At 56.8% G+C, this 26,509-nt stretch carries 28 protein-coding genes and 1 pseudogene; 17 read left to right on the forward strand and 12 right to left on the reverse strand.

Features of this window, described 5'->3' with window-relative positions:
• Positions 1-28 precede the first annotated feature (28 nt).
• From gyrA to dnaA, 12 genes are all read right to left on the reverse strand, one after another.
• Entirely contained in the window at positions 29-2,563 is a 2,535-nt protein-coding gene (gene gyrA, locus ACSAMM_RS12930) for a DNA gyrase subunit A (protein WP_178724653.1), read from the reverse strand.
• Positions 2,564-2,763: 200 nt separating this feature from the next.
• On the reverse strand, positions 2,764-3,981 hold the full coding sequence (locus tag ACSAMM_RS12935; RefSeq protein WP_457791751.1) for a hypothetical protein: 1,218 nt from the start codon (positions 3,979-3,981) through the stop codon (positions 2,764-2,766).
• Between the two features lie 21 nt (positions 3,982-4,002).
• The gene (locus tag ACSAMM_RS12940) at positions 4,003-5,142 is read right to left on the reverse strand and encodes a YcxB family protein (protein ID WP_457791753.1); all 1,140 of its coding nucleotides are present in this window, start codon (positions 5,140-5,142) and stop codon (positions 4,003-4,005) included.
• Between the two features lie 26 nt (positions 5,143-5,168).
• Entirely contained in the window at positions 5,169-5,699 is a 531-nt protein-coding gene (locus ACSAMM_RS12945; protein WP_457791754.1) for a hypothetical protein, read from the reverse strand.
• 45 nt (positions 5,700-5,744) lie between these two features.
• Positions 5,745-6,299 (reverse strand): YcxB family protein, encoded by a 555-nt coding sequence (locus tag ACSAMM_RS12950; RefSeq protein ID WP_457791755.1) that lies wholly within the window; start codon positions 6,297-6,299, stop codon positions 5,745-5,747.
• Positions 6,300-6,304: 5 nt separating this feature from the next.
• A complete protein-coding gene (locus tag ACSAMM_RS12955; RefSeq protein ID WP_178724642.1) occupies positions 6,305-6,829 on the reverse strand; it encodes a hypothetical protein in 525 nt (174 codons plus the stop codon).
• A gap of 18 nt (positions 6,830-6,847) precedes the next feature.
• Complete coding sequence (gene gyrB, locus ACSAMM_RS12960) at positions 6,848-8,812, reverse strand: DNA topoisomerase (ATP-hydrolyzing) subunit B (protein ID WP_457791757.1); 1,965 nt, start codon at positions 8,810-8,812, stop codon at positions 6,848-6,850.
• Between the two features lie 35 nt (positions 8,813-8,847).
• On the reverse strand, positions 8,848-9,120 hold the full coding sequence (gene remB, locus ACSAMM_RS12965; RefSeq protein ID WP_178724640.1) for an extracellular matrix regulator RemB: 273 nt from the start codon (positions 9,118-9,120) through the stop codon (positions 8,848-8,850).
• A 43-nt stretch (positions 9,121-9,163) separates the two neighbouring features.
• A complete protein-coding gene (gene recF / locus ACSAMM_RS12970) occupies positions 9,164-10,267 on the reverse strand; it encodes a DNA replication/repair protein RecF (RefSeq protein WP_457791758.1) in 1,104 nt (367 codons plus the stop codon).
• Complete coding sequence (locus ACSAMM_RS12975) at positions 10,264-10,485, reverse strand: RNA-binding S4 domain-containing protein (protein WP_457791759.1); 222 nt, start codon at positions 10,483-10,485, stop codon at positions 10,264-10,266. Before ACSAMM_RS12975 ends, recF begins: the two co-directional genes overlap by 4 nt.
• Positions 10,482-11,585: a DNA polymerase III subunit beta gene (gene dnaN, locus ACSAMM_RS12980; RefSeq protein ID WP_178724634.1), complete on the reverse strand. Its 1,104-nt coding sequence runs from the start codon at positions 11,583-11,585 to the stop codon at positions 10,482-10,484. Before dnaN ends, ACSAMM_RS12975 begins: the two co-directional genes overlap by 4 nt.
• Positions 11,586-12,038: 453 nt before the next feature.
• On the reverse strand, positions 12,039-13,370 hold the full coding sequence (gene dnaA / locus ACSAMM_RS12985; protein ID WP_457791760.1) for a chromosomal replication initiator protein DnaA: 1,332 nt from the start codon (positions 13,368-13,370) through the stop codon (positions 12,039-12,041).
• 523 nt (positions 13,371-13,893) lie between these two features.
• Here dnaA and rpmH point away from each other — a divergent pair.
• From rpmH to ACSAMM_RS13070, 17 genes and pseudogenes are all read left to right on the forward strand, one after another.
• Entirely contained in the window at positions 13,894-14,028 is a 135-nt protein-coding gene (gene rpmH, locus ACSAMM_RS12990) for a 50S ribosomal protein L34 (protein WP_178724629.1), read from the forward strand.
• 96 nt (positions 14,029-14,124) lie between these two features.
• A complete protein-coding gene (gene rnpA, locus ACSAMM_RS12995) occupies positions 14,125-14,460 on the forward strand; it encodes a ribonuclease P protein component (protein ID WP_178724627.1) in 336 nt (111 codons plus the stop codon).
• A 26-nt stretch (positions 14,461-14,486) separates the two neighbouring features.
• On the forward strand, positions 14,487-14,750 hold the full coding sequence (gene yidD / locus ACSAMM_RS13000; RefSeq protein WP_457791762.1) for a membrane protein insertion efficiency factor YidD: 264 nt from the start codon (positions 14,487-14,489) through the stop codon (positions 14,748-14,750).
• A 17-nt stretch (positions 14,751-14,767) separates the two neighbouring features.
• Entirely contained in the window at positions 14,768-16,078 is a 1,311-nt protein-coding gene (gene yidC / locus ACSAMM_RS13005; protein WP_457791763.1) for a membrane protein insertase YidC, read from the forward strand.
• A gap of 19 nt (positions 16,079-16,097) precedes the next feature.
• A complete protein-coding gene (gene jag / locus ACSAMM_RS13010; protein ID WP_178724621.1) occupies positions 16,098-17,012 on the forward strand; it encodes an RNA-binding cell elongation regulator Jag/EloR in 915 nt (304 codons plus the stop codon).
• A gap of 204 nt (positions 17,013-17,216) precedes the next feature.
• Complete coding sequence (locus ACSAMM_RS13015; RefSeq protein ID WP_178724619.1) at positions 17,217-17,882, forward strand: UDP-N-acetylglucosamine pyrophosphorylase; 666 nt, start codon at positions 17,217-17,219, stop codon at positions 17,880-17,882.
• 285 nt (positions 17,883-18,167) lie between these two features.
• Positions 18,168-18,596 (forward strand): 50S ribosomal protein L13, encoded by a 429-nt coding sequence (gene rplM / locus ACSAMM_RS13020; protein WP_457791765.1) that lies wholly within the window; start codon positions 18,168-18,170, stop codon positions 18,594-18,596.
• 17 nt (positions 18,597-18,613) lie between these two features.
• Positions 18,614-19,018 (forward strand): 30S ribosomal protein S9, encoded by a 405-nt coding sequence (gene rpsI / locus ACSAMM_RS13025; protein WP_457791767.1) that lies wholly within the window; start codon positions 18,614-18,616, stop codon positions 19,016-19,018.
• 464 nt (positions 19,019-19,482) lie between these two features.
• Positions 19,483-20,304 (forward strand): ParA family protein, encoded by an 822-nt coding sequence (locus ACSAMM_RS13030; RefSeq protein ID WP_005335951.1) that lies wholly within the window; start codon positions 19,483-19,485, stop codon positions 20,302-20,304.
• Positions 20,261-21,187 carry a ParB/RepB/Spo0J family partition protein gene (locus tag ACSAMM_RS13035; protein ID WP_117441092.1) on the forward strand — a complete coding sequence of 309 codons (927 nt, stop codon included), beginning with the start codon at positions 20,261-20,263 and terminating at the stop codon, positions 21,185-21,187. The genes ACSAMM_RS13030 and ACSAMM_RS13035 overlap by 44 nt, the downstream gene beginning before the upstream one ends.
• Before the next feature lie 12 nt (positions 21,188-21,199).
• Positions 21,200-21,475: a DUF5720 family protein gene (locus tag ACSAMM_RS13040; protein ID WP_117441091.1), complete on the forward strand. Its 276-nt coding sequence runs from the start codon at positions 21,200-21,202 to the stop codon at positions 21,473-21,475.
• A 29-nt stretch (positions 21,476-21,504) separates the two neighbouring features.
• On the forward strand, positions 21,505-21,690 hold the full coding sequence (locus ACSAMM_RS13045) for a hypothetical protein (protein ID WP_181969594.1): 186 nt from the start codon (positions 21,505-21,507) through the stop codon (positions 21,688-21,690).
• A gap of 67 nt (positions 21,691-21,757) precedes the next feature.
• Positions 21,758-22,618 carry a DUF6017 domain-containing protein gene (locus tag ACSAMM_RS13050; RefSeq protein WP_007886611.1) on the forward strand — a complete coding sequence of 287 codons (861 nt, stop codon included), beginning with the start codon at positions 21,758-21,760 and terminating at the stop codon, positions 22,616-22,618.
• A 50-nt stretch (positions 22,619-22,668) separates the two neighbouring features.
• On the forward strand, positions 22,669-22,980 hold the full coding sequence (locus ACSAMM_RS13055; RefSeq protein ID WP_181969593.1) for a DUF5720 family protein: 312 nt from the start codon (positions 22,669-22,671) through the stop codon (positions 22,978-22,980).
• Between the two features lie 98 nt (positions 22,981-23,078).
• Positions 23,079-23,579 carry a PcfB family protein gene (locus ACSAMM_RS13060; RefSeq protein ID WP_007886614.1) on the forward strand — a complete coding sequence of 167 codons (501 nt, stop codon included), beginning with the start codon at positions 23,079-23,081 and terminating at the stop codon, positions 23,577-23,579.
• A pseudogene (locus ACSAMM_RS13065) lies at positions 23,576-24,061 on the forward strand (recombinase); the annotation flags it as partial. The gene ACSAMM_RS13060 and the pseudogene ACSAMM_RS13065, both read left to right, overlap by 4 nt.
• A gap of 580 nt (positions 24,062-24,641) precedes the next feature.
• On the forward strand, positions 24,642-26,459 hold the full coding sequence (locus tag ACSAMM_RS13070; protein ID WP_003504504.1) for a reverse transcriptase domain-containing protein: 1,818 nt from the start codon (positions 24,642-24,644) through the stop codon (positions 26,457-26,459).
• The last annotated feature ends 50 nt before the right edge of the window (positions 26,460-26,509 follow it).

Raw genomic sequence — 26,509 nt, forward strand, 5'->3', positions numbered from 1 at the left:
TTTACTTAGAAAATTCCATCCGCTGTTCTTACGAAGGTGTGTTTTCATCCCCGGCGGTTTCCTCGGCAGGCGCGGTCTCAGCGGCCGTTGCTTCCGGCTCGCCGCCTTCCTCGCCGGCCTCGGCTTCCTCCTCCGGCTCCTCGTGAGGCGCCCGGGCCAGGGAGACGATACGCGAGCCCTCTTCCACCCGCATGACCCGCACGCCCTTAGAGGGACGGCGGCACAATCGGATTTCGCTGACCTGCATCCGGATGATGATCCCATCGGAAGCGATGAGAATGACATCGTCGTCCAAATCGACCACCTTGATACCAGCCACGTTACCAAAGGTCTCGGTATGATAGTTGGTCAGACCCTTGCCGCCGCGAGACTGAATCCGGTAATCCGACAGCTCGCTGAGCCGGCCGTAGCCGGTCTCCGTCACCGTCAGCAGAAGGCCGCCCTCCCGGCAGACGGACATGCCTACGACTTCGTCCCCGTCGCCCAGGGTCAGGGCTTTCACGCCCCGGGCCGTCCGGCCCACGACACGGGCGTCGTTTTCATCGAAGCTGATGGCCATGCCCAGGCGGGTGGCCACAATCAGGCGCTGATAGCCGTCGGTCAGCCGCACCCAGGCCAGTTCATCCCCTTCGTCCAGGTCGATGGCAATCAGGCCGTTCTTTCTGGCATGGGAATAGGCGTCCAGACGGGTGCGCTTGATGATGCCCTTGCGGGTGACCATGCAGAGATAGTGATCCCCCTCGAATTCCGACACGCGGATCATGGCGGTCACCTTCTCCTCCGGCGCCAGGGGCAGGAGATTGACGATATTCATGCCCTTAGAAGTGCGGCTTCCTTCCGGCACCTCGTAGCACTTCAACCGATACACCCGCCCGGCGGAGGTAAAGAACATCACATAATCGTGGCTGGAGCAGAGGAACATGGTCTCGGTCACGTCCTCGTCCCGGGTGGCCATGCCCATGATGCCGCGCCCGCCGCGCCGCTGGGTCTTATAGCTGTCGGCCGCCTGGCGCTTGATATAGCCCAGGTTGGTCATGGTGAGCACACATTCCTCCACCGGGATCAAATCCTCAATGTCCACCTCGCCGGAAACGGCGGAAATGGCGGTGCGGCGCTCGTCGCCGTATTTGTCCCGCATCTTCAGGCACTCATCCTTGACGATGGCCTTGATTTTCCCCTCGTCGGCCAGGATACCCTCCAGTTCAGCGATCCGGGTATGCAGGGCGTTCAACTCGTCCTCGATCTTCTGCCGTTCCAGACCGGACAGTTGGCCGATACGCATCTGGACGATGGCGGTGGCCTGCACGTCGTCGAAGGCGAAGCGTTCCATCAGCCGCTGCTTGGAGGTGGGGATATCGGGAGAAGACCGGATGATATTGATAACCTCATCGATGAAATCCACGGCGGTTTTCAGCGCTTCCCAGATATGGGCCCGTTCCTTGGCCTTGCGCAGTTCAAACAGGGTGCGGCGGGTGATGACCTCCACCTGGAATTTGATGTACTCCTCCAGCATCTGCTTGAGGGTCAGGATGCGGGGAATACCATTCACCAGGGAAAGCATGATCACGCCGAAGGTGGTCTGCATCTGGGTGTAGGCGAACAGCTGATTGAGCACCACCTGAGGATTGGCGTCCTTTTTCAGGTCGATGACCACCCGCATGCCTTCCCGGCTGGAGTGATCGACCACGTCATGGATACCTTCGACCCGCTTTTCGTCCGCCAGCTCGATGATGGATTTAACCAGGTTGAGCTTATTAACCTGGTAGGGAATCTCCGAAATGACAATGCGGAACCGGTTATTATGCTCCTCGATCTCGGTTTTGGCGCGCACGATGACCCGGCCCCGGCCGGTGGCGTAGGCGGCGCGGATCCCCGCGTGGCCCATGATAATGCCGCCGGTGGGAAAATCCGGCCCCTTGATGTGATCCATGATGTCGATAAGCTCCGCCTCGGGGTTATCGATCAGCAGACAGATGGCATCCACCACTTCACAGAGATTATGGGGCGGGATGTTGGTGGCCATGCCCACCGCGATGCCGGTGGATCCATTGACCAGCAGGTTAGGAAACCGGGAAGGCAGCACCACGGGTTCCTGCAGGCGGTCGTCGTAGTTGGTGGTGAAATCCACCGTTTCCTTTTCGATGTCCGCCAGCATGTCCAGGGACATTTTGCTCATCCGGGCCTCGGTATACCGATAGGCGGCGGCGGGATGGCCGTCGACGGAACCGAAGTTACCGTGCCCGTCCACCAGCGGATACCGCAGAGAGAAATCCTGCGCCATACGCACCATGGCGTCATACACAGAGGCGTCGCCATGGGGATGATACCGCCCGAGCACCGCGCCGACCGTATCGGCGCACTTGCGGTACGCCTTATCGGGAGTCAGGTTATTCTCGTGCATGGTGTAGAGGATGCGGCGATGAACCGGCTTGAGTCCGTCACGGACATCCGGCAGGGCGCGGGCCACAATGACCGACATGGAATATTCCAGGAAACTCTTTTTCATTTCCTTTTCCAGGTCGACCGGTTTTGTTTTCATCAATTGTGTCGTCTGTTCTTCCATTTCAGCTCCATGTCCTTTCCGGGCTTATGTTCCTCCCATCGCTTCGCCAGCGGACAGAATGGGAACAAAACCGATGCGTGTTACCAGAGTCCATCCGTCGCTAGGCAAGCGCTGAATACATCACGCTTGGCGGCTCAGCGGCGGATTGGTGGGGAAAATTTCCTTCACCAATCCATCCACTGGATTTCATCATCGCTTCCCTATAGAGACAGGATGGATTTGAGAGTGGCCGGCGAATCCACACAATGCCAGGGGATTTCCAGGCGGCCGAAGGGCGTTTGCAGCCGCACGCCCTTCTGGACTTCCCGTACCCGGATATGCCGGCGATCGATGAAGGAGACGGTTTCTCCCCGGCGCAGGGCCAACCCCGATGGGGTGAAGGCTAGCTGTACCGTCTGGGCGCCCGCGGCCCCCATCGTATGCAGCAAGCCGCAGATGAGCAGGCTGAGGCCCGCCGCTCCCGCCAGCACAATCCCCGTATATATCGCCCAATCCAGCAGGATGGACGGGGTGAGGAAAAACACCATGGCCAGCTGACCGGCCAGCAGCAGCAGCACCGGCAAAACATACGGAAACCGGCCGGCCATGGTTTGGCGGTACAGGCCGCCGAAGCTTTGCAGTTCTTCCTCGTCCACCGAGACGGTCATCCAGACCTCTTCCCCGCCGGAAAACACCGGCACGGGAAGGGGCTGCCGCAGCCAGGGCGTAAACATGCCGTCCCGCCGAAAATACGCGGGACGCACCATATAGGTCAAACAGGCGAGCACCAGCTGGGCGCCGGCGGGATCCATGTCCTCCGCCCGCCAGGCGATTACCTGCCCCTGCCCGCCCAGCACAATCAAATCCGCCGATTCCAGCAAAAAGTCGGCCAGCCGGTAATCGATGACGGTTTTTCCCCTGGCGGAAATCTGGACCGCCCTGTCCCCATACAGCTCGATGACGCTTTCCTCCGGCTCGCTGTCCATATAAGCGGCGAACTGCTTGGCCCTCCATACGGTTCTTCGATGAAGGAGAAAGGGAATCATCCCCACCGCCGCGCACAAGCAGAGAAATTCCAGCCCGATAAACAGGAGGGTCTGCCAATCCCGAGTGTACAGCTGAAAGGGAACCGCCGCGTTATAGCCAAACAACAGCAGTGCGACAGCCGCCGCAATGGCCAACCCCACCGGCAAAGCCCTTTTTTCCGTCCGCCGGTGAACCCGATCATATTGAGAGGCGTTCAGCCGGTGGCAGACCGTGGCGGTCATGGGGCAGGAATTGTCCGCCGGTGGAACAAAGGGGCGATACGCCGGCTGAGGCGGGCCGTAGACCGGAGGCGGCGCCGGGCGCTGATAAGGGGCATAAGCCGGCGGCCGGCCCGCACCGGGCGAGACATAAGGCCCGTTCATTGGCGGCTGCCAGCGGGGATCGTTCTCCATAGGGGTTCCCACCTTTCCCGGTTAACCCGTTTTCTTGGGCATGTGGGTATCCACAATGCGCCGCAGCTCGTCCATATCGGGGATGCAGCGTTTCGGCACCCGGATAAACAGACGGTTGTTGTAAAATTCCACGCAGTCTTCCTTATCCACCGCATGCTGGAGAGACACCCAGGCGATGCGGGTCTCCTCCCCCGGCCGGACGCTGGAACCCACCAGTCCCCTTTCAGTCAAAGACAGCCGGATGGTCATGGCATCCTGCTGCATAGTCTCCAGCGACCGCTTGGCGCGGGAACGTGGCAGCACCACGTTGAGAAGAAAGAGCACCCCCAGAATCAGCAGGAAAGCGCCCACGCCTACCCCGATGCCGGACAGCAGGCCGAACATCACACCAGAGAACAGGGACAGCGCGCTGAACACCGGCAGCATCCGCAGAAAGGATCGGGTGGTGGTGTCCCCCACCAGCTTGAGAAATTCCTCCGGCGTATAGGTGACGGAAAACGCCATTAACTCCTCGTCCAGGTGGCTCTCCCCCTCGGCGGGGGGCGGGGCCATCCGCTGGGAGGCCTGCGGCACCATCTTGCTTAACAGGCGCTGGCGCATGGGCGGAATGCGGGGGAGCACCGTCCGGCGCACCAGCTCGGCATCCTCCCTGGTCATGCACCGGGCGGGCAGCACGATGGCCCGGCTGGAGGAGGCGAGCAGCACCATCATGTCCCCGGTCTCTATATAGGCGGCGTTTTCTCCGTAATAGACCCGATTCACTGTCCCGCCGCTGACCTTTTCCAGCCGATCCTCGTAGACGTAGACCATGCCGTAATACTCGTGGCCGCCCAACACGCTTTGATCATAGGCCCGGCCCGCATTGCGCCGCAGATAGGCGGGCATGCCGAACAGCAGGAACCCACCGGTCAGCGCGATGAAGGCCACCACCAGGATCATCACCACGTCCAAGCTTTGAAACATGAAAAATTCCACCGCCAGCATCACCAGGCTGAAGGCCATCATCAGGCCGAAAATGACCAGCTGCCCCTTGCGGAAACGGAGCATGCCGCCGTTTTTCGCCAGCAGCATATTGAATGCGATATATTCCTCCCGGCTGAGATCCACCGGGAAGCCGATCGCCTCGGTATCCGGGGCGGCCTGCGGTTGAAATTCGTCCATGGTACATCCTTTCTGCCGGCGCGGCGTTACGCGTGCCCGCTGACCGGCGCGGCGGCCAGCCATTCCTGTATGGCGCTCCACTGCCCCTCGTCGAGCAGGCGGCTGGGTACCAGCACATGGCATTCCCGCCCGAAGGAGATGCTCAGCCCCCCGGCGGTCTTGGCCCAGCTGGTCACCAGGGATAAGGGAAGCTTCCCTTCCATGCGGCTGTTCCGGATTTTGATGAAGCCGGGGCCGAACTCGTACACGTTGGCGGTGCGCAGCTCTTCCTTCTCCTCAAATTCCCGGGCGGCCGCCCCCTTGTCGAGAATGGGGGCAATAACCCCCTCATAAATCATCAAAAACACGCCGAACACCAGCAGACATCCCGCTGTAAAAGGGGACAGCGAAATATAATGGCCAAAGAAGATACCGGCCAGGGACAAGATCCCCAGAATACCGCCCGCCAGGGTGAAAAAGGACGGGCCTCCCGACCGCAGCCGGTGAATCTGAACGGTGAGCTGCATATACTCCTCGCGGGTCATCAGCACGCTCAGGGCGATAGGTTTCGGTTCCATAGCAGCCTTCCTCCTTGCAAAGAAACCCGGTTCCAGGGGCTTCTATCAGAAATACCAGCGGCGCATCACCTTGCGCTTGCGAATAAAGACGAGGCGGAGAAACTCCAGCGCGTCGTCCTTTTGCTCAGCGGGCAGGCAGCGCTTCGGAAGGATCAGCAGCCGATCCCTGTCCTTAAGAAAAACCAGCAGCTCCGGCGTTTCCACACACAGGGCCAGCAAAGCATATTGGTCCGTTAGGCGGACAAGGGCCGTGTCGGTGCGCACATCGTCGGCGTACAACCGCACCACGCTGTCCTTCATCAACTCTTTGTAGGTCTGATAATCCCGGTGGGCCCGCTTGCGGATGTTGGCCGGCTCCATGGTGAAAAAAGCAATGGCCAGCAGCAGACCCAGCACGCACAGCATAATCGGCAGCAACGGCGAGGCAAACCAGGAGAAGGCCAGCAGCCCCACGGCGCACAGTGCTGCCGCGGCCGCGACAATCACCGGCGTCGGCCGCAGGGATCCGATCCGCCGCGCCGCGATGAGAGACGCCTCGATGTATTCCTTTTCCGTCACGTCGACGGGAAATTCCAAACGGGGCGGGATTTCCTGCGGCATAGAGGTCACTCCTTTTCTCGTGGGCTTTCCATTTTCTCCGCCACCGGGGAAAGGCGGTCGGTAAACAGCTGCCAATCCTCCGGCGACATGACGCGCTTGGGTACGGCCATCACGGCGCCGCCCTCGAACCGAAGCACCGCCATGTCGGTGTACAGCCGGGGCCGGCAGGCGGAAAAGGGCAGGAGTTCGTCCGGCGTGCCGAAGGCCAACCCCTCGTCGTACAGAAACACGTGCAGCTGCCGGTTCAGCTCTGCCTCCCGGGCCGCGTCGTGGCGAAACCGCTTTTCCGGGACCAGCAGCAGGATACCGGCAAGAATGACCGCGATCACCGCGACGCCGAAGGCCCGCCAGTCGGTCATGCCGTCGGCGAAAAAGCCGATGAGGCAGTAAATGGTCAGCAGCAGGAGGATACCGGTCTGCACCCCCACCCGCACCGGGCCGGCCTTGCGCTGCCCGCTGCGTTTGAGACAGAGGTAAATTTCTTCTTCCGTGCAGGTATAGGAAAACTCCCGTATCCAGGTTTCATCCATTGGTCCGCCGCCCTTTCGTCAGATATCCAGGTTGGAGACATACTGGGCGTTTTTCTCGATGAATTCCCGGCGGGGCTCCACCTTGTCGCCCATGAGAACGGTGAAGACCTCGTCTGCCGCCGCCGCGTCCTCCAGCTCCACCCGGAGCATGGTACGGAAGGCAGGATCCATGGTGGTCTCCCACAGCTGCTCGGGATCCATTTCACCGAGGCCCTTGTACCGCTGGACGTCGGCGTTGCCACCCAGCTCCGCAATAAACTGATCCCGTTCTGGCTCGGAGAAGGCGTAGCGCACCTGCTTGCCTTTGGAAACCTTGAACAGCGGGGGCTGCGCGATATACACATGGCCCTCGTCCACCAGTGGCCGCATGTAGCGGAAGAAAAAGGTCAGCAGCAGGGTGCGGATATGCGAGCCGTCGACGTCGGCATCGGCCATGATGATAACCTTGCCGTACCGCAGCTTGGACAAATCGAAGTCGTCCCCGATGCCGCAGCCCAGGGCGATGACGATGGGCACCAGCTTCTCGTTGCCGTACACCTTGTCGAGCCGGGCCTTTTCCACGTTGAGCATTTTGCCCCACAGCGGCAGAATGGCCTGGAAGTTCCGATCCCGCCCCTGAATGGCGGAACCGCCGGCGGAATCACCCTCGACGATGTACAGTTCGGTGCGTTCCATGTCGCTCCAAATGCAATCGGCCAGCTTTTCGGGCATGCGGGTGGAGGACAGGCCGCTCTTTTTCCGGGCCAGCTCCCGGGCCTTCTGCGCCGCTTCCCGCACCCGGGCGGCGTTGATGGATTTCTCCAAAATCGCCTTGGCCACCGCGGGATTTTCCTCGAGATAGGGCGCGAGCTTATCGTTGAGCAGGGTATTGACCAGGGTGCCGATGGCGGTGTTGCCCAGCTTTGCCTTGGTCTGTCCCTCGAACTGGGCGTCCTTCAGCTTGACGCTGATAACCGCCGTCAGCCCTTCCCGCACGTCGTCGCCCTTCAGGGAGGTGTCGTTGTCCTTAAGCAGCCCGTGCTTGCGGGCGTAATCGTTAAAAATCCGGGTGATGGCGGTTTTAAAAGCGGTTTCATGGACGCCGCCGTCCACCGTGTGGATATTGTTGGCGAAAGAGACAATGTTTTCGTTATAGCTGTCGTTATACTGCAGGGCCACCTCCGCGATGGAATCCCCGTCGGACACCGACATGTGGATGACATCGGGATGCAGCACCTGGTAGCCTCTGGTTTTGATCATGAAATCCACGAAGGAGGAGATACCGCCCTCATAGCAGTAGGTCTCGCTCTGCACCAGTTCCGGATCCCTGGTGTCGGTCAGCCGGATGGACAGGCCCGCGTTGAGGAAGGCCTGTTCCCGCAGGCGCTTTTGCAACACCTCGAACTCGTATTCGGTGGTTTCGGTGAAAATTTCGGGATCCGCCTGGAAACGGATGAGGGTGCCGTCGTGATCCGACGCGCCGATCACGGTCAGCTCGCTGACCGCAACGCCCCGTTCGAAGCGCTGGGCATACACCTTGCCGTCCCGGGAGATCTCCACCTCCAGCCAGGTGGACAAGGCGTTGACCACCGAGGAGCCCACGCCGTGCAGGCCGCCGGACACTTTGTAGCCGCTGCCCCCGAACTTGCCGCCGGCGTGCAGCACGGTGAGCACCACCGTCACGGTGGGGATCCCCAGCTTTTCGTTCATGCCCACCGGGATGCCCCGGCCATTGTCCCGCACCGACACGATGTTCCCCGGCAGCACATCCACCTCGATATGGGTGCAGTAACCCGCCAGAGCCTCGTCGATGGAGTTATCCACGATCTCATATACCAGATGATGCAGCCCCCGCGGCCCGGTGGATCCGATATACATGCCCGGGCGCTTGCGGACGGCTTCCAGCCCCTCCAGCACCTGGATTTGGCTTTCATCATACGGGGTGTTTTCAGGGCGCACCATGCTGTTTTCCAGTTCCAAATCCATGTCCATCTCTGTACTCATTCTGGGTCATTGCCTCCGTTTTCCGTTAATTTGCGTCAGATGTTGGCGATATCCTCGATGAACCCGGTGCGTTTGAGCAGGGTGGAGGAGGAAATCTGCGATATATAAACAGTTTCGCCGTGTTTTTTGTCCATGCAGACCACAAAAGACTTGGGCAGCTCCATCGACACGTTGAATATCCGCCCGCCCTTCTGGGCATCCGATAAAAACCGGCGGGTGTGCTTGGAAATGGTGGCGTTCTCCATGTCGAAAATGCCCACGATCTCGTCCAGACGGACCACCGTGTCCTGTCCCAGATGCAGATACATGCTTGTTGCCTCCTCCCCAGAGCCGGTATTGGCTAAAACGGCACTACCCGTCCGGCGTCAGGATTCCGTCCTGCATCCGGAAGGCCCGGCCTCCGTCCAGCCGCCGCACCGCGCCCGGATCGCAGCAGGTGATGAACACCTGCCAGCCGTGAATGTGGTTGAGTATATAGTCCTGCCGGGACAAATCCAGTTCGCTCATCACGTCGTCGAGCAGGGCGACGGGCTGTTCCCCCGTCACCTCCCGCAGCACCGACGCCTCAGCAAGCTTGAGGGCCAGCACAGCGGAGCGCTGCTGACCCTGGGAACCATAGGACCGGGCGGACAAGCCCCGAATCTGCACCAGAAGATCCGCGCGATGAGGTCCCGCGGTGGTGAACCCAGCGGCCAAATCCGCATATCGGGTCTCCCGAAGCCGCTCCAGCAGCCGGGCGGCCGCCTGGCCGCTGTCCATCCCGTCCTCACCCCCATCGTCGTGCATCGCGATGGAAAAGCTCTCCCGGCCGGCCGACAGCCCGTCATAAATGGCGGCGGCCACCGGCTGGATTTTCCGCACATAGGCCCGCCTGGCCAGCAGAAGCCGAGCGCCGATGCGGGCCAGCCTGTCATCCCAGACATCCAGCAGCTCCCCCGGCCGGGCGCCGGTCTGCCGCGCGTTCTTGAGCAGGGCGTTGCGCTGGGCCAGGGTCCGGGAATACTCGGACAGGGACGCGATATATCCCGGGCGCAGCTGGCAATAGGCCGCGTCCAGAAACCGCCGCCGTTCCTCCGGCCCGTCCTTGATGAGGGACAAATGGGCCGGCGAAAACACCACGGCGCAGAACTGGCCGGCCAGCCGGGAGGGGCTGGGCTGCGGGATGCCGCCAATGGAGGCGGCCCGCCGCTTCTGGATAGTAATCGCCGCCTCCTGCGCTCGATCTTCAGCGGTAAACTCCAGGCGCAGCGCGGCCTTGTCCGCCGCAAAGCCCTTCATTTCCCCGTCCCGCGCCCCCCGGAAGCTCCGCCCGCCGGTGAACAGCCAAAGGGCCTCCAGCAGATTGGTTTTTCCCTGGCCATTATCGCCGTAAACAATATTGACGCCCTCTGAGGGCCGGAATTCCCCGGCCTTCAGATTGCGGAAGCCCTCGTATTCCAGTCGGTCGGCTTTCATGCGGACACTTCGATCTCCTGTCCGGTCTCGGGCAGGGCCGCCACGTCGCCCGGCCGCATCTTTTTCCCCCGCAGCAGGCAGGGCTCGCCGTTTACCTGCACGCGGCCGCTTTGAATGATCACCTTGGCCTGCCCGCCGGTGGGTACGGCCCCGGCCAGCTTGAGCAATGCGTCCAACCGGATAAACTCCGTATCGATGGCGATGACTTCCCGGCTCATTTCTTCAGCCTCACGGGCAGCACCAGGAAGAGAAAGGATTCGCCGGTGACCGGCAGCACCTTCATGGGGGACAGCGGCCCTCCCAGTTCGATGCGTACCTCGTCGGTTTCGCAGTTTTTCAGGGCGTCCAACAGGAATCGGCTGTTAAAGCCCATTTCCTCTCCATTGCCCTGCAAATCAGCGGCGATCCGGTCGCTGGCGCTTCCCAGCGGGGTGGTGCAGGAGACCAGGATATGGCCGTCCTTGAACTCACAGATAAGGGGGGATTTCAGCCGGTCGTTAATCACCAGGGAGGTGCGTTCCACCGCGTCCATCAGCGCCCGGGTCTTGACCCGGATGGTGGTGTTCACCTGCTGGGGAATGGCCTTTTGATAGGCGAGGAATTCCCCGTCCAGCAGCCGGGAAATCACGTTGTAGCCGCTGATTTCCAGCACGATATGCCGACGGCCGACCGACAGGGCCATGGGTTTGTCCTCATCGGCCAGCAGCTTGAGTATTTCCTGCAGGGTTTTGCCGGGCACCACGAAGCTGGCGGTCTCCGGGCTTTTGATTTCTTCGCAGCGCATGGCCAGACGGGAGCCATCCACCGAAACCAGCCGGAGGCTGTCGGGTTCGATTTCGAACTTGGTGCCGGTGTGTATCGGCCGGGGATCATTGGGGGCCGCCACGGCGAAAATAGTCTGGCGGATCATGCTTTTCAGCGTGTTCTGCGGCAGGGTAAAGGAGGCCCCGTCGTCCACCGAGGGGATCTCCGGGTATTCGCTGGCCGAAATCCCCATAATGGTGAATTCGGTGACGTCGCTTTGAATGGTGGTGTTAAACCGCTCGTCGGAGGTGAGCGTCACTCTATCCCCCGGCAGCTTGCGCACGATTTCACCGAACAGCTTGGCGGTGAGCACAATTTCTCCCGGCTGGCGGACATCGGCGTCGATGGTGGTGGTGATCCCGAGATCGAGATCGAAGCCAGCCAGGAACAGGCTGCTTCCGGCGGCCCGCAGCAGGATGCCCTCGAGGGCGGGCAGGGTGGATTTGCCGGAGACGGCGCGTTGCACGTTGCCGACGGCGTCGATGAGTGCTTGCTTGTCACAGATGATGTTCATATACGCGAGTCCTTTCCGTTGGATGATTCGTACGCGCTAATCATAAAAAATCAATCTTTATGAAAATAGTCGTAGTAGTAGGGGCTGTGGAATTGGTGGAAAACCCCCGCCGCGCCGCGACACGGGCCGGTTTTTTCTTTATCCGCCGGTGAAGAAGCCGGGGGACGTTTTGGTGGACAAGTGGAAACGGGTTTTTCCTCTTCACCATCTGGTGGAAGCCGGGTGGTGGAATGTGGAAAACTCTGTGGGAAAGGTGGAGAAGTCCGAGGCGCTTCCTTTCCCCGTTGATCACCGTGGACGGTGGAAAAGAGGAGAACTTCCCGTGATCAGCCGGTGGGAACCGGGTGGGATCTCGGTGGAAACTGGCCGAAAAACGACCGCCGGCCGCTGATGTGGAAAGCTTTTTTCATTTTCCGTCCATATAATAAGGATTATATAAAGAAGGCGGACGCCTTACTTTTCGCTGATGTTTTTGATGATATCGCCCACCATGCCCTTGAAGGAGGAATCCTTGGCCATCCGGCTCTCCACCTTTTGGATGGCGTAGACGATGGTGGAGTGATCCCGGGTGCCGAACTCCTCCCCAATGGCCTTCATGGGCAGGCCGGTGATGCTGCGCACCACATAGGCGGCCACCTGCCGGGCCTGGGAAATAGGGGCCGACCGTTTAGTGGATCGAATATCCTCCGGCGTCACCGTCATGGTGCGGGCCACCTCGTTGATGATCCGCTCCACGGTGATGGGAACAGGTTGGCTGTCGTTGCGGATGTCGCGTATGGCGTTTTGTGCGGTGACCAGCGTGGGCTGTTCGCCCGCGAGCAGATACTGGGCCCGCATGCATTTGACCGCGCCCTCCAGCTGCCGGACGTTACTTTTGAGCTGGCCCGCAATGTACTCCGCGATGTCGTCGGTGATGGGAATATCCAGCAGCTGGGCCTTGCGGCGGATGATGGCGATGCGGGTTTCCAAATCCGGCGGCTGAATATCGGCGAGCAGGCCCATTTCGAACCGGGTGCGCAGCCGTTCCTCCAGGGTGGCGATTTCCCGCGGCGGCCGGTCGGAGGTCAGGACGATCTGCTTGTTGGCCTGATGGAGGGCGTCGAAGGTGTGGAAGAATTCCTCCTGGGTGCTGACCTTGCCGGAAATGAACTGGATGTCGTCGATCAGCAGCACGTCGACCTGCCGGTATTTGGCCCGGAACTCCATGGTCTGGCCTTTTTGGATGGCCTCGATCAGCTCATTGGCCATGTATTCGCCCTTGGTAAACAGGATGTTGGCCGCCGGCGAGTTTTTCCGGATCTCGTTGCAGATGGCGTAAAGCAGGTGGGTTTTCCCCAGGCCGGAGCCGCCGTAGATAAACAGCGGGTTGTAATAGCCGGCCGGCTTGCTGGCCACCGCCTGGGAGGCGGCGTGGGCGAATTTGTTGGAGGAGCCCACCACGAAGTTTTCAAAGGAGTAGTCCTGATCGGTGCTGCCGTCGAACAGGTTGCCGGAGGCTGGGGGCGGCGCGGCGGCCGTGGTTTTTTCCAAATCTTCCCCCGAGACGATTTTCAGCCCGAGCGGAATGCCCAGCACGTTTTCAAACGCGTCCTTCAGCTTGTCCGCGTAATGCTCGCTGACGATTTTCTTCTGGAAGTTGGTGTGAACGAACACCACCACCTCGCCGTCTTCGATGGTGCGCGGCTCGATGCAGGTAATCCACACATTGTAGGCCACCTCGCTGATATCGTCCAAGTTGTGCAGATAGTCGAGGATGCCCGACCAGACTTCCTTGATGGTTTCCATTCTCTCCAAAACTCCTTATCGCAGTCCGCACTCAGCGGTAAAATCGTCCGCGCGCCCGACCCGTCGGAGGGACGGATCGCCTGTCAGCCGGTTCCACACAGGGTTACATTTAATTGTAGCATAAACGGCCGCGATTTTCAACGATTTCGGGACGAGTATTTCGAAAAAAGCATTTTTGCCAAAAGCGCGAAAATACCCCCTTTAAAGCCACGGGAGGGGCATTGTACGCCGCGTGCGGCGGGGCGATAACCACTAGATGTAGGGGCTGCCTGTCCGGCGGACACAACGCGGCAAAAAAATCGGCAAAAAGGCAGGTTCCCACGCATTTTCGCCTTGACTTTTGCCTGGCATTGGGTATATAATATATCCTCGCAAGGCTATTGCGGGGGGTTCCCCCTGCCGGAAACACGGCGCCGGGTATTTCGGCGCGGCTGTTTGCCGGCCTCTATCTTCAGAATAGCCCGTCCTCCGCCCACCCCGCGGGGACGTGCTCATGATACCCAGCCCGAAAGGAGGAGGACACATGCTTCGTACGTATCAGCCCAAGAAGCGGCATCGTAAAATGGAACATGGTTTCCGCAAGAGAATGGCAACCGCCAACGGCCGTAAGGTTCTGGCCCGCAGAAGACAAAAGGGAAGAAAACGCCTGAGCTACTAAAAGAGGCCACCTCGTGTGGCTTTTTTTTGTAGGCGCAGGCCGCGGCGGGACAGGCATCGTCCCGCTTTCTCACGCTGCAAAAGTGGAATGGTGGCCATGACGAAATTTGCCGTACTGCATACCAACAAGGATTTCCGCACGCTCTACTACCGCGGGAAATCCCAGGTTCATCCCGGACTGGTGACCTATGTGCGCCGCAACCGTCTGGGGATCCCCCGGGCTGGCATCACCGCCAGCAAAAAGCTGGGCAACGCCGTGCAGCGCAACCGCTGCCGCCGGGTCATCCGGGAGGCCTATCGCGGGCTGGTCCCCGCGGTGCAGGGGGGCTGGGATTTGGTGTTCGTCGCCCGCAGCCGGACGCTGCATATGAAAAGCACCGAGGTGCGCCGGGTGATGGAAGCGCACCTGAAAAAGGCGGGCGTCCTTCTCTGAACGCCCGTTCACGGGATTTAACCGCTATGAAAAAGCTGCTTATCGCGCTGATTCGGTTTTATCAGCGCCACATTTCTGCGAACACCCCGCCGGTCTGCCGCTTTACGCCCACCTGCTCGGCATACGCCATAGAAGCGCTGGAGCGCTTTGGCGTTCTGAAAGGCACCGGTCTCGCAGTGTGGCGCATTCTGCGCTGCAATCCCTGGGGAGGCCACGGCTATGATCCGGTGCCGGAGAAGAAAGGCCGGAAGAGCCCGCCGTCTCCCCCGGATTCCGACGACCAAGACTGAAAGGACATGGAGCTTGTATGAACGCCATTTTCAATATCATTGGTATACCCCTGGGGTATGTGCTCTGGTTTATCTACCGGTTTGTGGGCAACTATTTCGTGTCCATTTTCCTGTTTACCCTGATCGTGCGCGCCGCCACCTTCCCCCTGTCCCTGAAGTCTCAGAAGAGCCAGGCGGACAGGGCCAGGCTGGCGCCCCGCCTGGAACGGATTCAGAAAAAGTACGCCCAGGACAAGCAGAAGCTCCAGCAAAAGCAGATGGAGCTCTATGAAAAAGAGGGCGTGAGCATGACCGGCGGCTGCCTGCCCATGGTGGTGCAGATGGTCATCCTGATGGGCATCATCTCGGTCATCTACTCCCCGCTGACCCACCTGGCCCGTATTCCCGAGCCGGTTATCAGCGCGAGCGTCACAGCCGTCACCCAGCCCACCGTCAAGAACGACAAGGGCGAGGACGTGCTGGATTCCCAGCCCAACAAGGTCAACCCCAAGGACTTGACCGGGTATTACCGGGAGCTGAAAATGCTCATGGTGGCCGACAAGAACGAGGGCGACATCAAATCCGCCATCAACGGCCTGAGCGACGCCGATCGAAAAAACAAAACGGCGGACGAGTATTATGAGCAGATGCTGCATATCCGTAACGACTTCTCCTTCTTCGGCGGCACCCTGCTCGAAAATCCGTGGCAGCCCGGCGGTTTCAAGAGCATCAATATCCTGTGGCTGATCCCGCTTATCTCCGCGCTGACCGCTGTGGCCTCCAGCATCATTTCCATGCGCTATACCAAACAGCTGACCCCTCAGGGTGAGAAGGTGCCCGGCCAGGGCTGCAGCAACTTCATGATGCTCGGCCTCATGCCCATGTTCTCTCTGTATATTGCCTTTATCGTCCCGGGTGGCGTCGGTATTTACTGGATATGCTCCAATATTATCGCCGTGGTGCAGACTATCATTCTCAACAACATCTACAACCCGGCGAAGATCCGCGCCCAGGCCGAGGCCGAGTATGAGGAACGCCGGAAGAGGAAGGCGGAGGATAAGAAACGCCTGAAGGAGGCCCGTCTGCGGGAGGAGGAGGAAGCACGCCGCCAGGCCAAGGAAGAGGCCGAGGAGAAGGAACGGGCCCGGCTGGAAGCGGCGGCCGCCGCGAAGAAGCCGGTAGAGCCCTCCAAGAACCCCAACAAGATTAAAAAGCGGGAGGCCGCCGCCTCCAAGACGGAGGAAACGCCCAAGAAGGAAGACGAAGCGCCGGAGGAGAAGCCGGACGACGGCCACCTGCCCAAGGATTTTGAAGATCTGAAAGAGAAGAGCGATCCGGATCGCGAATGAGGGAAAGGACGGAACTGGCATGCTGAAAGAAGCCATTAAGGAAGCGACCACGTTGGAAGAAGCCAAGCGGGCGGCGGCGGCCGAGCTGGGGCTTGAAGAAGACCAACTGCAATTCGAAATCCTGCAGATGCCGCAGAAAAAGACGCTGGGTCTCTTCGGCGGCTGCCCCGCCAAGGTGCGCGCGTATATCGAAATTACCCCCGCCTCCACCGCGGCGGCCTATCTGGACAGCATTCTGAAGGGCATGGGGGTCAGCGGCACCACCATCGCCATCAAGGAAGAGGAAAATGCCTGCACCCTCAGTCTGGAGGGCGAGGACCTGGGCTTTATCATCGGCCGCCGGGGGGATACCCTGGACGCGCTGCAATATCTCACCGGCCTGGTCGCCAACCGGGTGGACAACGCCTATTACCGGGTCACCATCGACATCGGCAATTACCGCGAAAAGCGGGAGCAGGCCCTTATCGGCCTGGCCAAGAAGGTGGCCGGCCAAGCGGCCCGCACCGGACGGCGCACCTCCCTGGAACCCATGAACCCGTATGAGCGCCGGATTATCCACACCGCTGTGCAGGAGGTGGAAGGCGTCACCTCCTGGAGCGTGGGCAGCGAGCCCAACCGCCATGTGGTTATCGGCCCGTCCGACGACAATCCCGCCAAAGCCAAGGCGCCCCGTTCCGGATCCTCCCGATCGGGCCGCGGCGGCCGCGGTCCCCGGCCCGCCGGCGGCGACGCTCCTCGCGGCGAGCGACCCGCCCGTCCGGAACGCCCGGCCCGGCCCGCCTCCGACATGCCCGAGATTGCGCCCGAGCGGCCGGTGCGCCAGTTCGTGCCCCGCAGCAATCCGCTGCCCACCGCCGACGGCGCTACCCCCCCCTCCCGCACCCAGTCGGAGAAAGAGGCTTCCGCCACCCTGTACGGACGCATCGACCTATAATACCAAAGCTCCCGGCCGTATCGGCCGGGAGCTTTTTTCCACACGCCAATCGATATCGGTGGAAATTAACCTGTCTATTTTCTAAAGCCACTTATTTTCCACCAATTCGGCGTATCCGGTGGAATTTTTTTCTTGCCATTAAAGGCTCGCCGTGCTAAAGTAAATCCTGTGTGGAAAAAAATATGGACCAAAGGAGAAATGCACATGAATCCATTGGAAACCCGCGCGCTGTACGATTTGTCCCATACCCTGGCGGCCCCCCTGCTGGAAAAAGTCCGGTATCCGTGGGAGGCCCTGTCCGGTATCGGCGCCTTTATCGCCGCCCTAGGTCCCACCCTTTCCCAGGAGGAGTACGCGTCTCCCCGCCCCGGCGTCTGGATCCATAAGACAGCCGTGCTGGCGCCCACCGCCTTCGTGGGGGAAACCGTCATTATCGGCCCCGGGGCCGAGGTACGCCACGGCGCGTTTATCCGGGGGAACGCCCTGGTGGGGGAAGGGGCCGTGGTAGGCAATTCCACCGAGCTGAAAAACGTCATCCTGTTTGACAGGGTGCAGGTGCCCCATTACAATTACGTGGGGGATTCCATCCTGGGCTACAAAGCGCATATGGGGGCGGGATCCATCACCTCCAACGTCAAGAGCGACAAAACCCTGGTGACCATCAAAGGGGCGGGCGATCCGGTGGAAACCGGGCTGAAGAAATGCGGCGCCATGCTGGGCGATTTGGTGGAAATCGGCTGCGGAAGCGTGCTGAACCCCGGCACTGTGGTGGGCCGGGAGGCCTCCGTCTATCCCCTGTCCATGGTGCGGGGCTATATACCCGCCCGCAGCATTTATAAAAAGCAAGGCGAAGTCGTCGATAAGCGGTAAACCCACAGCCGGCCCGGCGGTCCTGCCGGGCCGGCTGTTTCCTATGAAAAGCAGAAATGATCCGCGAGATACAGAGCAAATACATGCAAAATCGAGAGAAAACGAGAGATTGCGAGGTGTAAATTAAAAAATACGGTATTTTGCTATTGACAGCGGAATTCGAATGTGGTATTATCATGCGTGCCCGTGAAAAAATGGGCCGTATAGCGGGTTAAAGCCCGGTCACAAAGGCTTGCGTCCGGGCTTTAGTCCGCTATCGATGAAAAAACAACAGGAGGTATCGCGATGTCCACCTATATGGAAAAAGCGGGTCAGGTCGAGCGCAAATGGTACGTCATCGACGCCGCCGGCAAGACCCTGGGCCGTGTCGCGGCGCAGGCCGCCATTCTGCTGCGCGGCAAGCATAAGCCCACCTTCACCCCCCACGTGGATTGCGGGGATCACGTCATCATCATCAACTGCGCCAAAGCCGTGCTGACCGGCAAGAAGCTGGAGCAGAAGAAATGGCAGCGGCACACTGGCTGGATCGGTCATCTCAAGGAGACCAACTACGCCACTCTGATGGCGCAGCGTCCCGAAAAGGCCATGGAGTTGGCCGTGGGCGGCATGATCCCGTCCAACACCATCGGACGCGCCGCGCAGACCCGTCTGCGCTGCTATGCCGGCAGCAACCACGAGCACGCCGCGCAGAAGCCCGAAGCGTTCGAATTTTAAGGAAGGAGGCAACCACGATGGATTACAATAAGAGACCGTATTTTTACGGCACCGGCAGAAGAAAGAAATCCGTTGCCCGCGTCCGCCTGTACCAGGGGACCGGCAGCGTGAAGATCAACGGCCGCGATATCGACGATTATTTCGGCCTGGACACCCTCAAGCTGATTGTCCGTCAGCCTCTGAACCTGACCGGCACCGCGGATAAGTTCGACATCGAATGCCGCGTCGCCGGCGGCGGCGTCACCGGCCAGGCCGGCGCCATCCGCCACGGCATCGCCCGCGCCCTGCTGCAGTTTAACAGCGAGGAGCTGCGTCCCCAGCTGAAGAAGGCCGGGTTCCTGACCCGCGACCCCAGAATGAAGGAACGCAAGAAGTACGGTCTCAAAGCAGCTCGTCGCGCTCCGCAGTTCAGCAAGCGATAATCGACTGCTCAGACTATATCAAAATGCTTCAAAAAGCCCGGAAAATCAAGGTTTTCCGGGCTTTTGCTATATCTAAACGGGCTGATATGGTTTGACCAAATTTGGCAAAACGAGAGCCGATTTCATCCAATTTTTAGTGGTCCGCAAGTGGTTAACTGGCTAAAAAGAGGGCAAAAAGAGGGGGAAGTGGTTCCCAAAGTGGTTAACCGAGAGCCGATTTTTGGGGTGCTTTTCAGCCCTCCTTCCCCTCGTTTTTTGGCTGTGGCAGTTTGGCATAGTTTGAGCTAATTTGAATAATTGAATATGAATTTGATGTAGCACACAGTATAAATGCTGGGTGCTTTTTTCATTTCAGGAACTCGTATTCCGGCGATAGAAAGAGCCGTCACTTCACTGTTAATTTTGAAGTGGCGGCTTTTTCTATTTCCAGAAACAACAGCAACAATCAGAAATGAGGTGAAGTCATGAACACACAAATCATCGCCATCGCCAACCAGAAAGGCGGCGTTGGCAAAACAACAACCTGTGCGAACTTGGGAATAGGTCTGGCACAGGCCGGAAAGAAAGTGCTTCTGATCGACGGGGACCCGCAAGGAAGCCTGACAATCAGCTTGGGAAATCCGCAACCAGACAAGCTGCCATTTACACTGTCGGATGCAATGGGCAAAATTCTGATGGATCAGCCTATACGCCCCGGAGAAGGTATTCTGCATCATGCAGAAGGCGTTGACCTGATGCCTGCGGATATTCAGCTTTCCGGTATGGAGGTTTCTTTGGTAAACGCCATGAGCCGTGAAACGATTTTACGGCAATATCTGGACACACTGAAGGGACAATATTCCCATATCCTGATTGACTGTCAGCCCTCGTTGGGGATGCTTACGGTCAATGCGCTGGCGGCTGCTAACAGGATCATAATTCCCGTTCAGGCAGAGTATCTGCCCGCCAAAGGACTGGAACAGCTTCTATCTACGGTCAGTAAGGTGAAACGGCAGATCAATCCAAAGCTCCAGATTGACGGTATCCTGCTGACGATGGTGGATAACCGCACCAACTTTGCAAAAGAGATTGCTGCTTTGCTGCGGGACACCTATGGAAGTAAAATCAAAATCTTTGGAACGGAGATTCCACACTCTGTCCGTGCAAAGGAAATCAGCGCAGAGGGAAAAAGTATTTTCGCCCATGACCCTGGCGGCAAGGTGGCAGAGGGGTATCGAAATCTGACGAAGGAGGTGTTGAAACTTGAAAAGCAGCGCGAAAAAAATAGAGCTGGCCTCGGTAGATGATCTGTTCTCCACCGAAGAAGGCCGTCAGGATGCAAAGCTGGAAAAGATTCAGGAGATTCCGCTGTCTGAACTGCATCCCTTTAAGAACCACCCATTCAAAGTCAAGGATGACGAAGCCATGATGGAGACCGCTGACAGTATCAAGCAGTATGGCGTTCTGGTTCCGGCGATTGCTCGACCGGACCCGGAGGGCGGTTATGAGCTGGTAGCCGGACACCGGCGGCACAGAGCCAGTGAGCTGGCAGAAAAGGAGACCATGCCGGTCATTGTTCGGGATTTGGATGATGATGCCGCCACGATCATTATGGTTGACAGCAACCTGCAACGAGAAAGCCTGCTTCCCAGTGAAAGGGCCTTTGCCTATAAGATGAAACTGGATGCCATTAAGCACCAAGGAGCCAGGACGGATTTAACCTCGGCCCAAGTTGGGCCGAAGTTGACTGCGGCAGAAAAAATCGCGGAGAACAGTCCAGATAGCAAATCACAGATTAAAAGATTTATCCGTCTGACCGAGCTGATTCCCGAACTGCTGGACATGGTGGATGAAAAGAAAATTGCCTTAAATCCTGCTTATGAGCTGTCCTTCCTCAAAAAAGAGGAACAGAGGGATTTGCTGGATGCAATGGACAGCGAACAGGCTACCCCTTCTCTTTCTCAAGCCCAGCGGCTCAAGAAATACAGTCAGGAGGGGCATCTGACCCTTGATATGATGCGTGTCATCATGGGTGAGGAAAAGAAAAGCGATCTGGACCGAGTGACATTTACCTCTGACACCTTGCGGAAGTATTTTCCTAAAAGCTATACGCCCCAGCGGATGCAGGAAACCATCATCAAGCTGCTGGAGGCATGGCAGAAAAAGCGTCAGAGAGACCAGGAACGATGAAAGGAGCCGCCTATGAGGGATATTTCAGCCCGTGAGCTGAAAGGACACAACATTCTCGCCGTAGAGAGGTTTTGGGATAACACCCGCTGGATGATTGAGTTTTTCGTCCTGCGTCCCAGCACAGCTTACGGCAGCCCCGGAGAGGAAATGCGGCTGTTTTTGACCGAGGACGGGTATCAGGCTGCCCTGCAAAGCCAGCAGCGTCGGGAGATCAAGATCAAGCGTTACGCTCGTGTGATTGAGGGACATATCCTCGATTTCAAACCGGGAAAACGCCGCCGCTCATAAACCCATACAACGAAAGGAAAGGAATGACTATGTGTACGGTAAAGGAAATTCAAGAAGCAATCCGGGAAGATTGCAAATCTCAGTATGACATGGAATCAACGGATATTGACCGAGTGATGCAAACACTTCCTTTTGCCCAGGAGGAGCCATTTACAGAGGCGCGTCCTCGAAAGCCGCTGTTTTGGTTCTATGCAAGAAAATTTAAAAAGTGTTGAACACCGCAATTCTTTGGAATGAGGATTGCGGTTTTTTTGTACCCAAAATTCGGAAGGAGTGAGGTCGATGGCCGTTTTTCGCATTGAACGGACCCGTGATTATACTGTGATGAGCAATCATCATTTACGAAATGCAAACCTGTCGTTAAAAGCCAAGGGGCTGCTTTCCATGATGCTGTCTTTGCCAGAGGACTGGAATTACACCACCCGTGGTCTTGCAAAGATCTGTAAGGAGGGCGTGGATGCCATAGGCGCTGCGTTGCGGGAATTGGAGGCCGCCGGTTATATTGTACGGCACAAGTTGCGTGACCGGCAGGGACGCATCAGCGATACAGAGTATGTCATATACGAGCAGCCACAGCTTAGAAAACCGGATACGGATTCACCAGATACGGAAAACCCGTATATGGATAAACCGGATACGGAAAAGCCCGCAGAATTAAATATAGAGAAATCTAATACTCAAAAACAAAATATTTATGGATCAAGTACCGATTCCATTCCCTTCCGGGATTGCGCGGCAGATTGTCTGCCGGAACGGAAAGGAAGGGATGCGATGTCACTCACAGAGATAGAGAGTTATCGGGAATTGATTCAGGAGAATATCGGGTATGAATACCTGTGTCAGCAGTATGAAACTTATCGGGAGGATTTGGATGAGATTGTGGAGCTAATCGTGGAAACGGTCTGTGCAAAGCGAAAGACCACCCGTATTGCAGGAAGTGATTTTCCGCATGAAATCGTTCGTTCCAGGTTCTTGAAGCTGGATAACTCGCACATTGAGTTTGTCATGGACTGTTTACAGAAGAACACCACGGAAATTCGCAACATGAAGCAGTATCTTCTGACCGTTCTGTTCAATGCACCGACCACGATAAGCAATCATTACACCTCACAAGTAAATCACGATCTGTATGGCGGCTGGTAAATGGTCGCTTTTTTATTGCCCGGAACTGCCGGGAGAAAGGAGCAAGCATGATGTCTGAGGGAAAGACCATAGGGCAGCTGATGGAAGAAATGCGGGCAAAGGCAGGAGCGCAGAATTATCACGGTCATGGATATATGGATCTCCAGCGTTTTGCGGATGACACCCGGCACATGATTATTTTTGATGTGCTGACGAACGATTCCCCTGTTGGCTGGAAAGGCGAACGAACCCGCCTGTTCCTGTCGGATACCGGTTATGAAAAAGCACTGGATAGTCAGGAAAAGGGGCAGATTAAGATTTTGAGCCACGCAAAGGTACGTCAGGGCAATCTGCACTATGACCGTTCTGACCAGTTACGCTAAGGAGGGTGGTATGAAGCGTTATCTTCTGCGGCGGCTGGTGGTTCCGCCTTAGCAAAAAAAGAGATTCCCTGCAAACTTCGTGGAAAGGAGGCGAGAAAATGCAGGAAGAAGTGGAAAACAGAACTTTGACGCTGGTTGTCAGTGGAACAAAGTTTACCGGCAGAATGTTTAAGGCTGCCATAAGCAAGTACATGGCACATCGAAAGGAAAAGAAGCTGGAAAAACAGAGAAGCCGTGATGCGCCGGTTGTTCCGCATGGAAAACAGACTGTGAAGCAGCTTGTCGGGCAGAATCAGGGAATATCCAACATTGAGATCACAGACCCCTCTATCAAGGAGTTTGAGAAAATCGCCCGGAAATATGGTGTGGATTATGCGGTGAAAAAGGACCGCAGCAGTTCTCCGCCAAAGTACCTGATTTTTTTCAAAGGCCGTGATGCAGATGCTCTGACAGCAGCTTTTACAGAGTACACCAACAAAAAGGTCAAAAAGGCAACGAAAACAGAGCGCCCGTCCGTACTGGCAAAACTTAACCAGTTCAAAGAGATGGTTAAAAATGCTGTGGTGGATCGCACCAAGCGAAAGGAGCTGGAACGATGAAAAAGACATTGGACATCAAAAAGCTCGTTTTGCTGAATATGCCGTATATCCTGCTGGGGCTGTTTGCTACCAATTTTGGAGAGGCATGGCGAATGGCACAAGGGGCGGATGCTTCAGAAAAGTTTCTTTCGCTGGTTGCGGTTCTGCCTGGGGCGCTGCAAAGTTTCTGGCCAAGCCTGCATCCGTTGGACTTGTTGGTAGGACTGTGTTGTGGAGGCAGTCTGAGGCTGGCGGTGTATCTTAAAAGCAAGAACGCCAAGAAATATCGACATGGTTTGGAATATGGTTCGGCCCGCTGGGGAACCCGTGAGGATATTGCACCTTACGTTGATCCTGTATTTCAGAACAATGTGATTCTGACGAAAACGGAGAGCCTGACCATGAACAGCCGCCCCAAGGACCCCAAGACTGCCAGAAACAAAAATGTACTGGTGATTGGCGGCTCCGGTTCCGGTAAGACCCGCTTCTGGCTCAAACCCAGTGCGCCCGTAAGGGCGGTATAAATCCTACCTTGAGCAAGTAGTAGGTAAAAGTATCAAGCGGCATTGTGCCGCAACCTATCATTCCCCGTCTTACCCCAAAAGGGAAACCGGAGGGCGACCATAGCATGACGGAGGACACGGGGCGCTGAAGCCTCAGAAGCGCCGGCGTGACGGAATGAAAATCCACGTATGAGGATGGAAGCTAGACTGCTTGAATGACAGCCTGAAATCGGGACCAAGAGCGTACCCCTGACGTAGAGAGGTTGTACTCGTCAGTGTTCCTGACAGTCGCATTGTTTGGCTATGCGGCTGCTGATACTCGGAGCAGGTTCAGCCACGGGAAAGTGGAAAAAGGCGAACGTCACATACCGACAACGTGGAACGCTTGTTTATACCGTACTAAACGGGGATTGCCTAAAGTGAAATGCCGAAAGGCTATGAAAACGCTGAAATGCGGGGTTCTGAATATTCACCATGGCAACAGAGTTCCCATAGTAGTCTGCGGACGGGAAAGCCGTCTACATGGCAAAGGGGAACAGTGAATCATTTTCAAAACAGAAAGGATGGTGTGTGAGACACTATGAGAAATCCGATTCATGTCTTGAAAAGCCTTGAAGAAAAGGCAAGTGTAAGTAACTACAAATATGAAAGATTATATCGCAACCTATACAATCCAGAGTTCTATCTCCTTGCATATGCGAACATTGCGAAATCGCAGGGGAGCATGACGCAGGGGGTAGACGGGCAGACGCTGGACAACATGAGCCTGCCGAGAATTAACCGGATTATTGAATCCATACGCAACAGGACATATCAGCCAAAGCCTGCAAAAAGAAAGTACATTCCTAAAAAGAACGGGAAACTTCGCCCGTTGGGAATCACTTCTACTGATGATAAGTTAGTGCAGGAAGTGGTCAGAATGATTCTTGAAGCAATCTATGAGCCGACATTCAGCAACAATTCACACGGTTTCAGACCAAAAAGAAGCTGTCACACGGCACTTACGCAAGTGAAGAAAAACTTCACAGGTGTTACATGGATTGTCGAGGGAGACATTAAGGCGTGCTTTGATAACTTCGACCATCATGTGTTGGTTGAATTACTGCGGAAAAGGATTTCAGACGAGGCTTTTATCGGTCTAATCTGGAAGTTCCTGAAAGCCGGATATATGGAACAATGGCAGTACAACTGCACCTACTCCGGTGTTCCGCAGGGCAGCGGTATCAGTCCGATATGTGCAAACATCTACCTCAGCGAACTGGACAACTATATGCAGGAATACAAAGAAAAGTATGATTGCGAGCCAGAACGCAGAAGGACGACCAGAGAATACGAGCGGGCGTCCCGGAGATACAGAAAGGCACGTAAAGCGTTAATGGGCGCAGAAAAATCAACTCCTGAACTGGTAAAAGAATTTAAGGATTCCAGAAGGAAGAAGATGAATCAGCACTATTACAATCCGTTTGAGGAAGGCTTCAAGAAAATCCAGTACAACCGTTACGCCGATGATTTTGTAATCGGCGTTATCGGCTCCAAAAAGGACGCAGAAAAAATCAAGGAAGATGTAAAAATCTTTCTCCAAGAAAAACTGCATTTGGAAATGTCCGAGGAAAAGACGAAAGTCACCCATTCCAGTAAGCCGGTACGCTATCTGGGGTACGATTTCAAAGTAATCCATTCCAAGAACATGAAGCGTTGTAAAAACGGCGACATGAAACGGGTGTGGTATGGAAAAGTATTCCTGTATATGCCGAAAGAAAAATGGATTAAAAAAGCGATGGAACGGGGAGCGATACAGGTGAAACGCAACAATGACACAGGCAAAGAAATGTGGCGGCCTATGCCAAGGAAAGACCTGATGAACCGCAGCGACGCAGAGATTGTGTCTACTTTCAATTCCGAAATTCGAGGGTTATATAACTTCTATCGGATAGCAGAAAACGTAGGCGCATTGCACAAGTATTACTACATGGTGCGGTACAGCATGTTAAAAACTCTGGCAGGAAAGCACAGAACGAATGTCAGTGTTATTAAGAAGCGGCACATGGTAAACGGAGTACTGAGAATCCCATACGATACAACTAAGGGACGTAAATACTGCGAATTTTACCATGATGGATTCAGAAAGCACAGCGACGGCTATGACAATGTGGCAGACGTTATGCCGAGTTATAGGAAATATGACAGCAGGCACACGATAGTAAACCGCATAAAAGCCGGAGTATGCGAGATTTGCGGGGAACATGCAGACTATTTATGTATGCACCACGTAAGAACGCTGAAATCGCTGAAAGGCAGGGATATATTTGAGCAGAAAATGCTGAAAATGAGAAGAAAATCTCTGGCTCTCTGCCCTGACTGCTTTGAACTCTTACACGAAACCAAAGAATCAAGGTGATTCATGGAAAGCCGGATACGCTGAGAGGTGTACGTCCGGTTTGGGAGGCG

It is taken from the genome of Anaeromassilibacillus sp. SJQ-5 (assembly GCF_054108045.1).

Bases quoted from the DNA above. Each gene is read 5' to 3' on its own strand.
- gyrA (WP_178724653.1), bottom strand. From the start codon at position 2,563: ATGGAAGAACAGACGACACAATTGATGAAAACAAAACCGGTCGACCTG.
- ACSAMM_RS12935 (WP_457791751.1), bottom strand. From the start codon at position 3,981: ATGGAGAACGATCCCCGCTGGCAGCCGCCAATGAACGGGCCTTATGTC.
- ACSAMM_RS12940 (WP_457791753.1), bottom strand. From the start codon at position 5,142: ATGGACGAATTTCAACCGCAGGCCGCCCCGGATACCGAGGCGATCGGC.
- ACSAMM_RS12945 (WP_457791754.1), bottom strand. From the start codon at position 5,699: ATGGAACCGAAACCTATCGCCCTGAGCGTGCTGATGACCCGCGAGGAG.
- ACSAMM_RS12950 (WP_457791755.1), bottom strand. From the start codon at position 6,299: ATGCCGCAGGAAATCCCGCCCCGTTTGGAATTTCCCGTCGACGTGACG.
- ACSAMM_RS12955 (WP_178724642.1), bottom strand. From the start codon at position 6,829: ATGGATGAAACCTGGATACGGGAGTTTTCCTATACCTGCACGGAAGAA.
- gyrB (WP_457791757.1), bottom strand. From the start codon at position 8,812: ATGAGTACAGAGATGGACATGGATTTGGAACTGGAAAACAGCATGGTG.
- remB (WP_178724640.1), bottom strand. From the start codon at position 9,120: ATGTATCTGCATCTGGGACAGGACACGGTGGTCCGTCTGGACGAGATC.
- recF (WP_457791758.1), bottom strand. From the start codon at position 10,267: ATGAAAGCCGACCGACTGGAATACGAGGGCTTCCGCAATCTGAAGGCC.
- ACSAMM_RS12975 (WP_457791759.1), bottom strand. From the start codon at position 10,485: ATGAGCCGGGAAGTCATCGCCATCGATACGGAGTTTATCCGGTTGGAC.
- dnaN (WP_178724634.1), bottom strand. From the start codon at position 11,585: ATGAACATCATCTGTGACAAGCAAGCACTCATCGACGCCGTCGGCAAC.
- dnaA (WP_457791760.1), bottom strand. From the start codon at position 13,370: ATGGAAACCATCAAGGAAGTCTGGTCGGGCATCCTCGACTATCTGCAC.
- rpmH (WP_178724629.1), top strand. From the start codon at position 13,894: ATGCTTCGTACGTATCAGCCCAAGAAGCGGCATCGTAAAATGGAACAT.
- rnpA (WP_178724627.1), top strand. From the start codon at position 14,125: ATGACGAAATTTGCCGTACTGCATACCAACAAGGATTTCCGCACGCTC.
- yidD (WP_457791762.1), top strand. From the start codon at position 14,487: ATGAAAAAGCTGCTTATCGCGCTGATTCGGTTTTATCAGCGCCACATT.
- yidC (WP_457791763.1), top strand. From the start codon at position 14,768: ATGAACGCCATTTTCAATATCATTGGTATACCCCTGGGGTATGTGCTC.
- jag (WP_178724621.1), top strand. From the start codon at position 16,098: ATGCTGAAAGAAGCCATTAAGGAAGCGACCACGTTGGAAGAAGCCAAG.
- ACSAMM_RS13015 (WP_178724619.1), top strand. From the start codon at position 17,217: ATGAATCCATTGGAAACCCGCGCGCTGTACGATTTGTCCCATACCCTG.
- rplM (WP_457791765.1), top strand. From the start codon at position 18,168: ATGTCCACCTATATGGAAAAAGCGGGTCAGGTCGAGCGCAAATGGTAC.
- rpsI (WP_457791767.1), top strand. From the start codon at position 18,614: ATGGATTACAATAAGAGACCGTATTTTTACGGCACCGGCAGAAGAAAG.
- ACSAMM_RS13030 (WP_005335951.1), top strand. From the start codon at position 19,483: ATGAACACACAAATCATCGCCATCGCCAACCAGAAAGGCGGCGTTGGC.
- ACSAMM_RS13040 (WP_117441091.1), top strand. From the start codon at position 21,200: ATGAGGGATATTTCAGCCCGTGAGCTGAAAGGACACAACATTCTCGCC.
- ACSAMM_RS13045 (WP_181969594.1), top strand. From the start codon at position 21,505: ATGTGTACGGTAAAGGAAATTCAAGAAGCAATCCGGGAAGATTGCAAA.
- ACSAMM_RS13050 (WP_007886611.1), top strand. From the start codon at position 21,758: ATGGCCGTTTTTCGCATTGAACGGACCCGTGATTATACTGTGATGAGC.
- ACSAMM_RS13055 (WP_181969593.1), top strand. From the start codon at position 22,669: ATGTCTGAGGGAAAGACCATAGGGCAGCTGATGGAAGAAATGCGGGCA.
- ACSAMM_RS13060 (WP_007886614.1), top strand. From the start codon at position 23,079: ATGCAGGAAGAAGTGGAAAACAGAACTTTGACGCTGGTTGTCAGTGGA.
- ACSAMM_RS13070 (WP_003504504.1), top strand. From the start codon at position 24,642: ATGAGAAATCCGATTCATGTCTTGAAAAGCCTTGAAGAAAAGGCAAGT.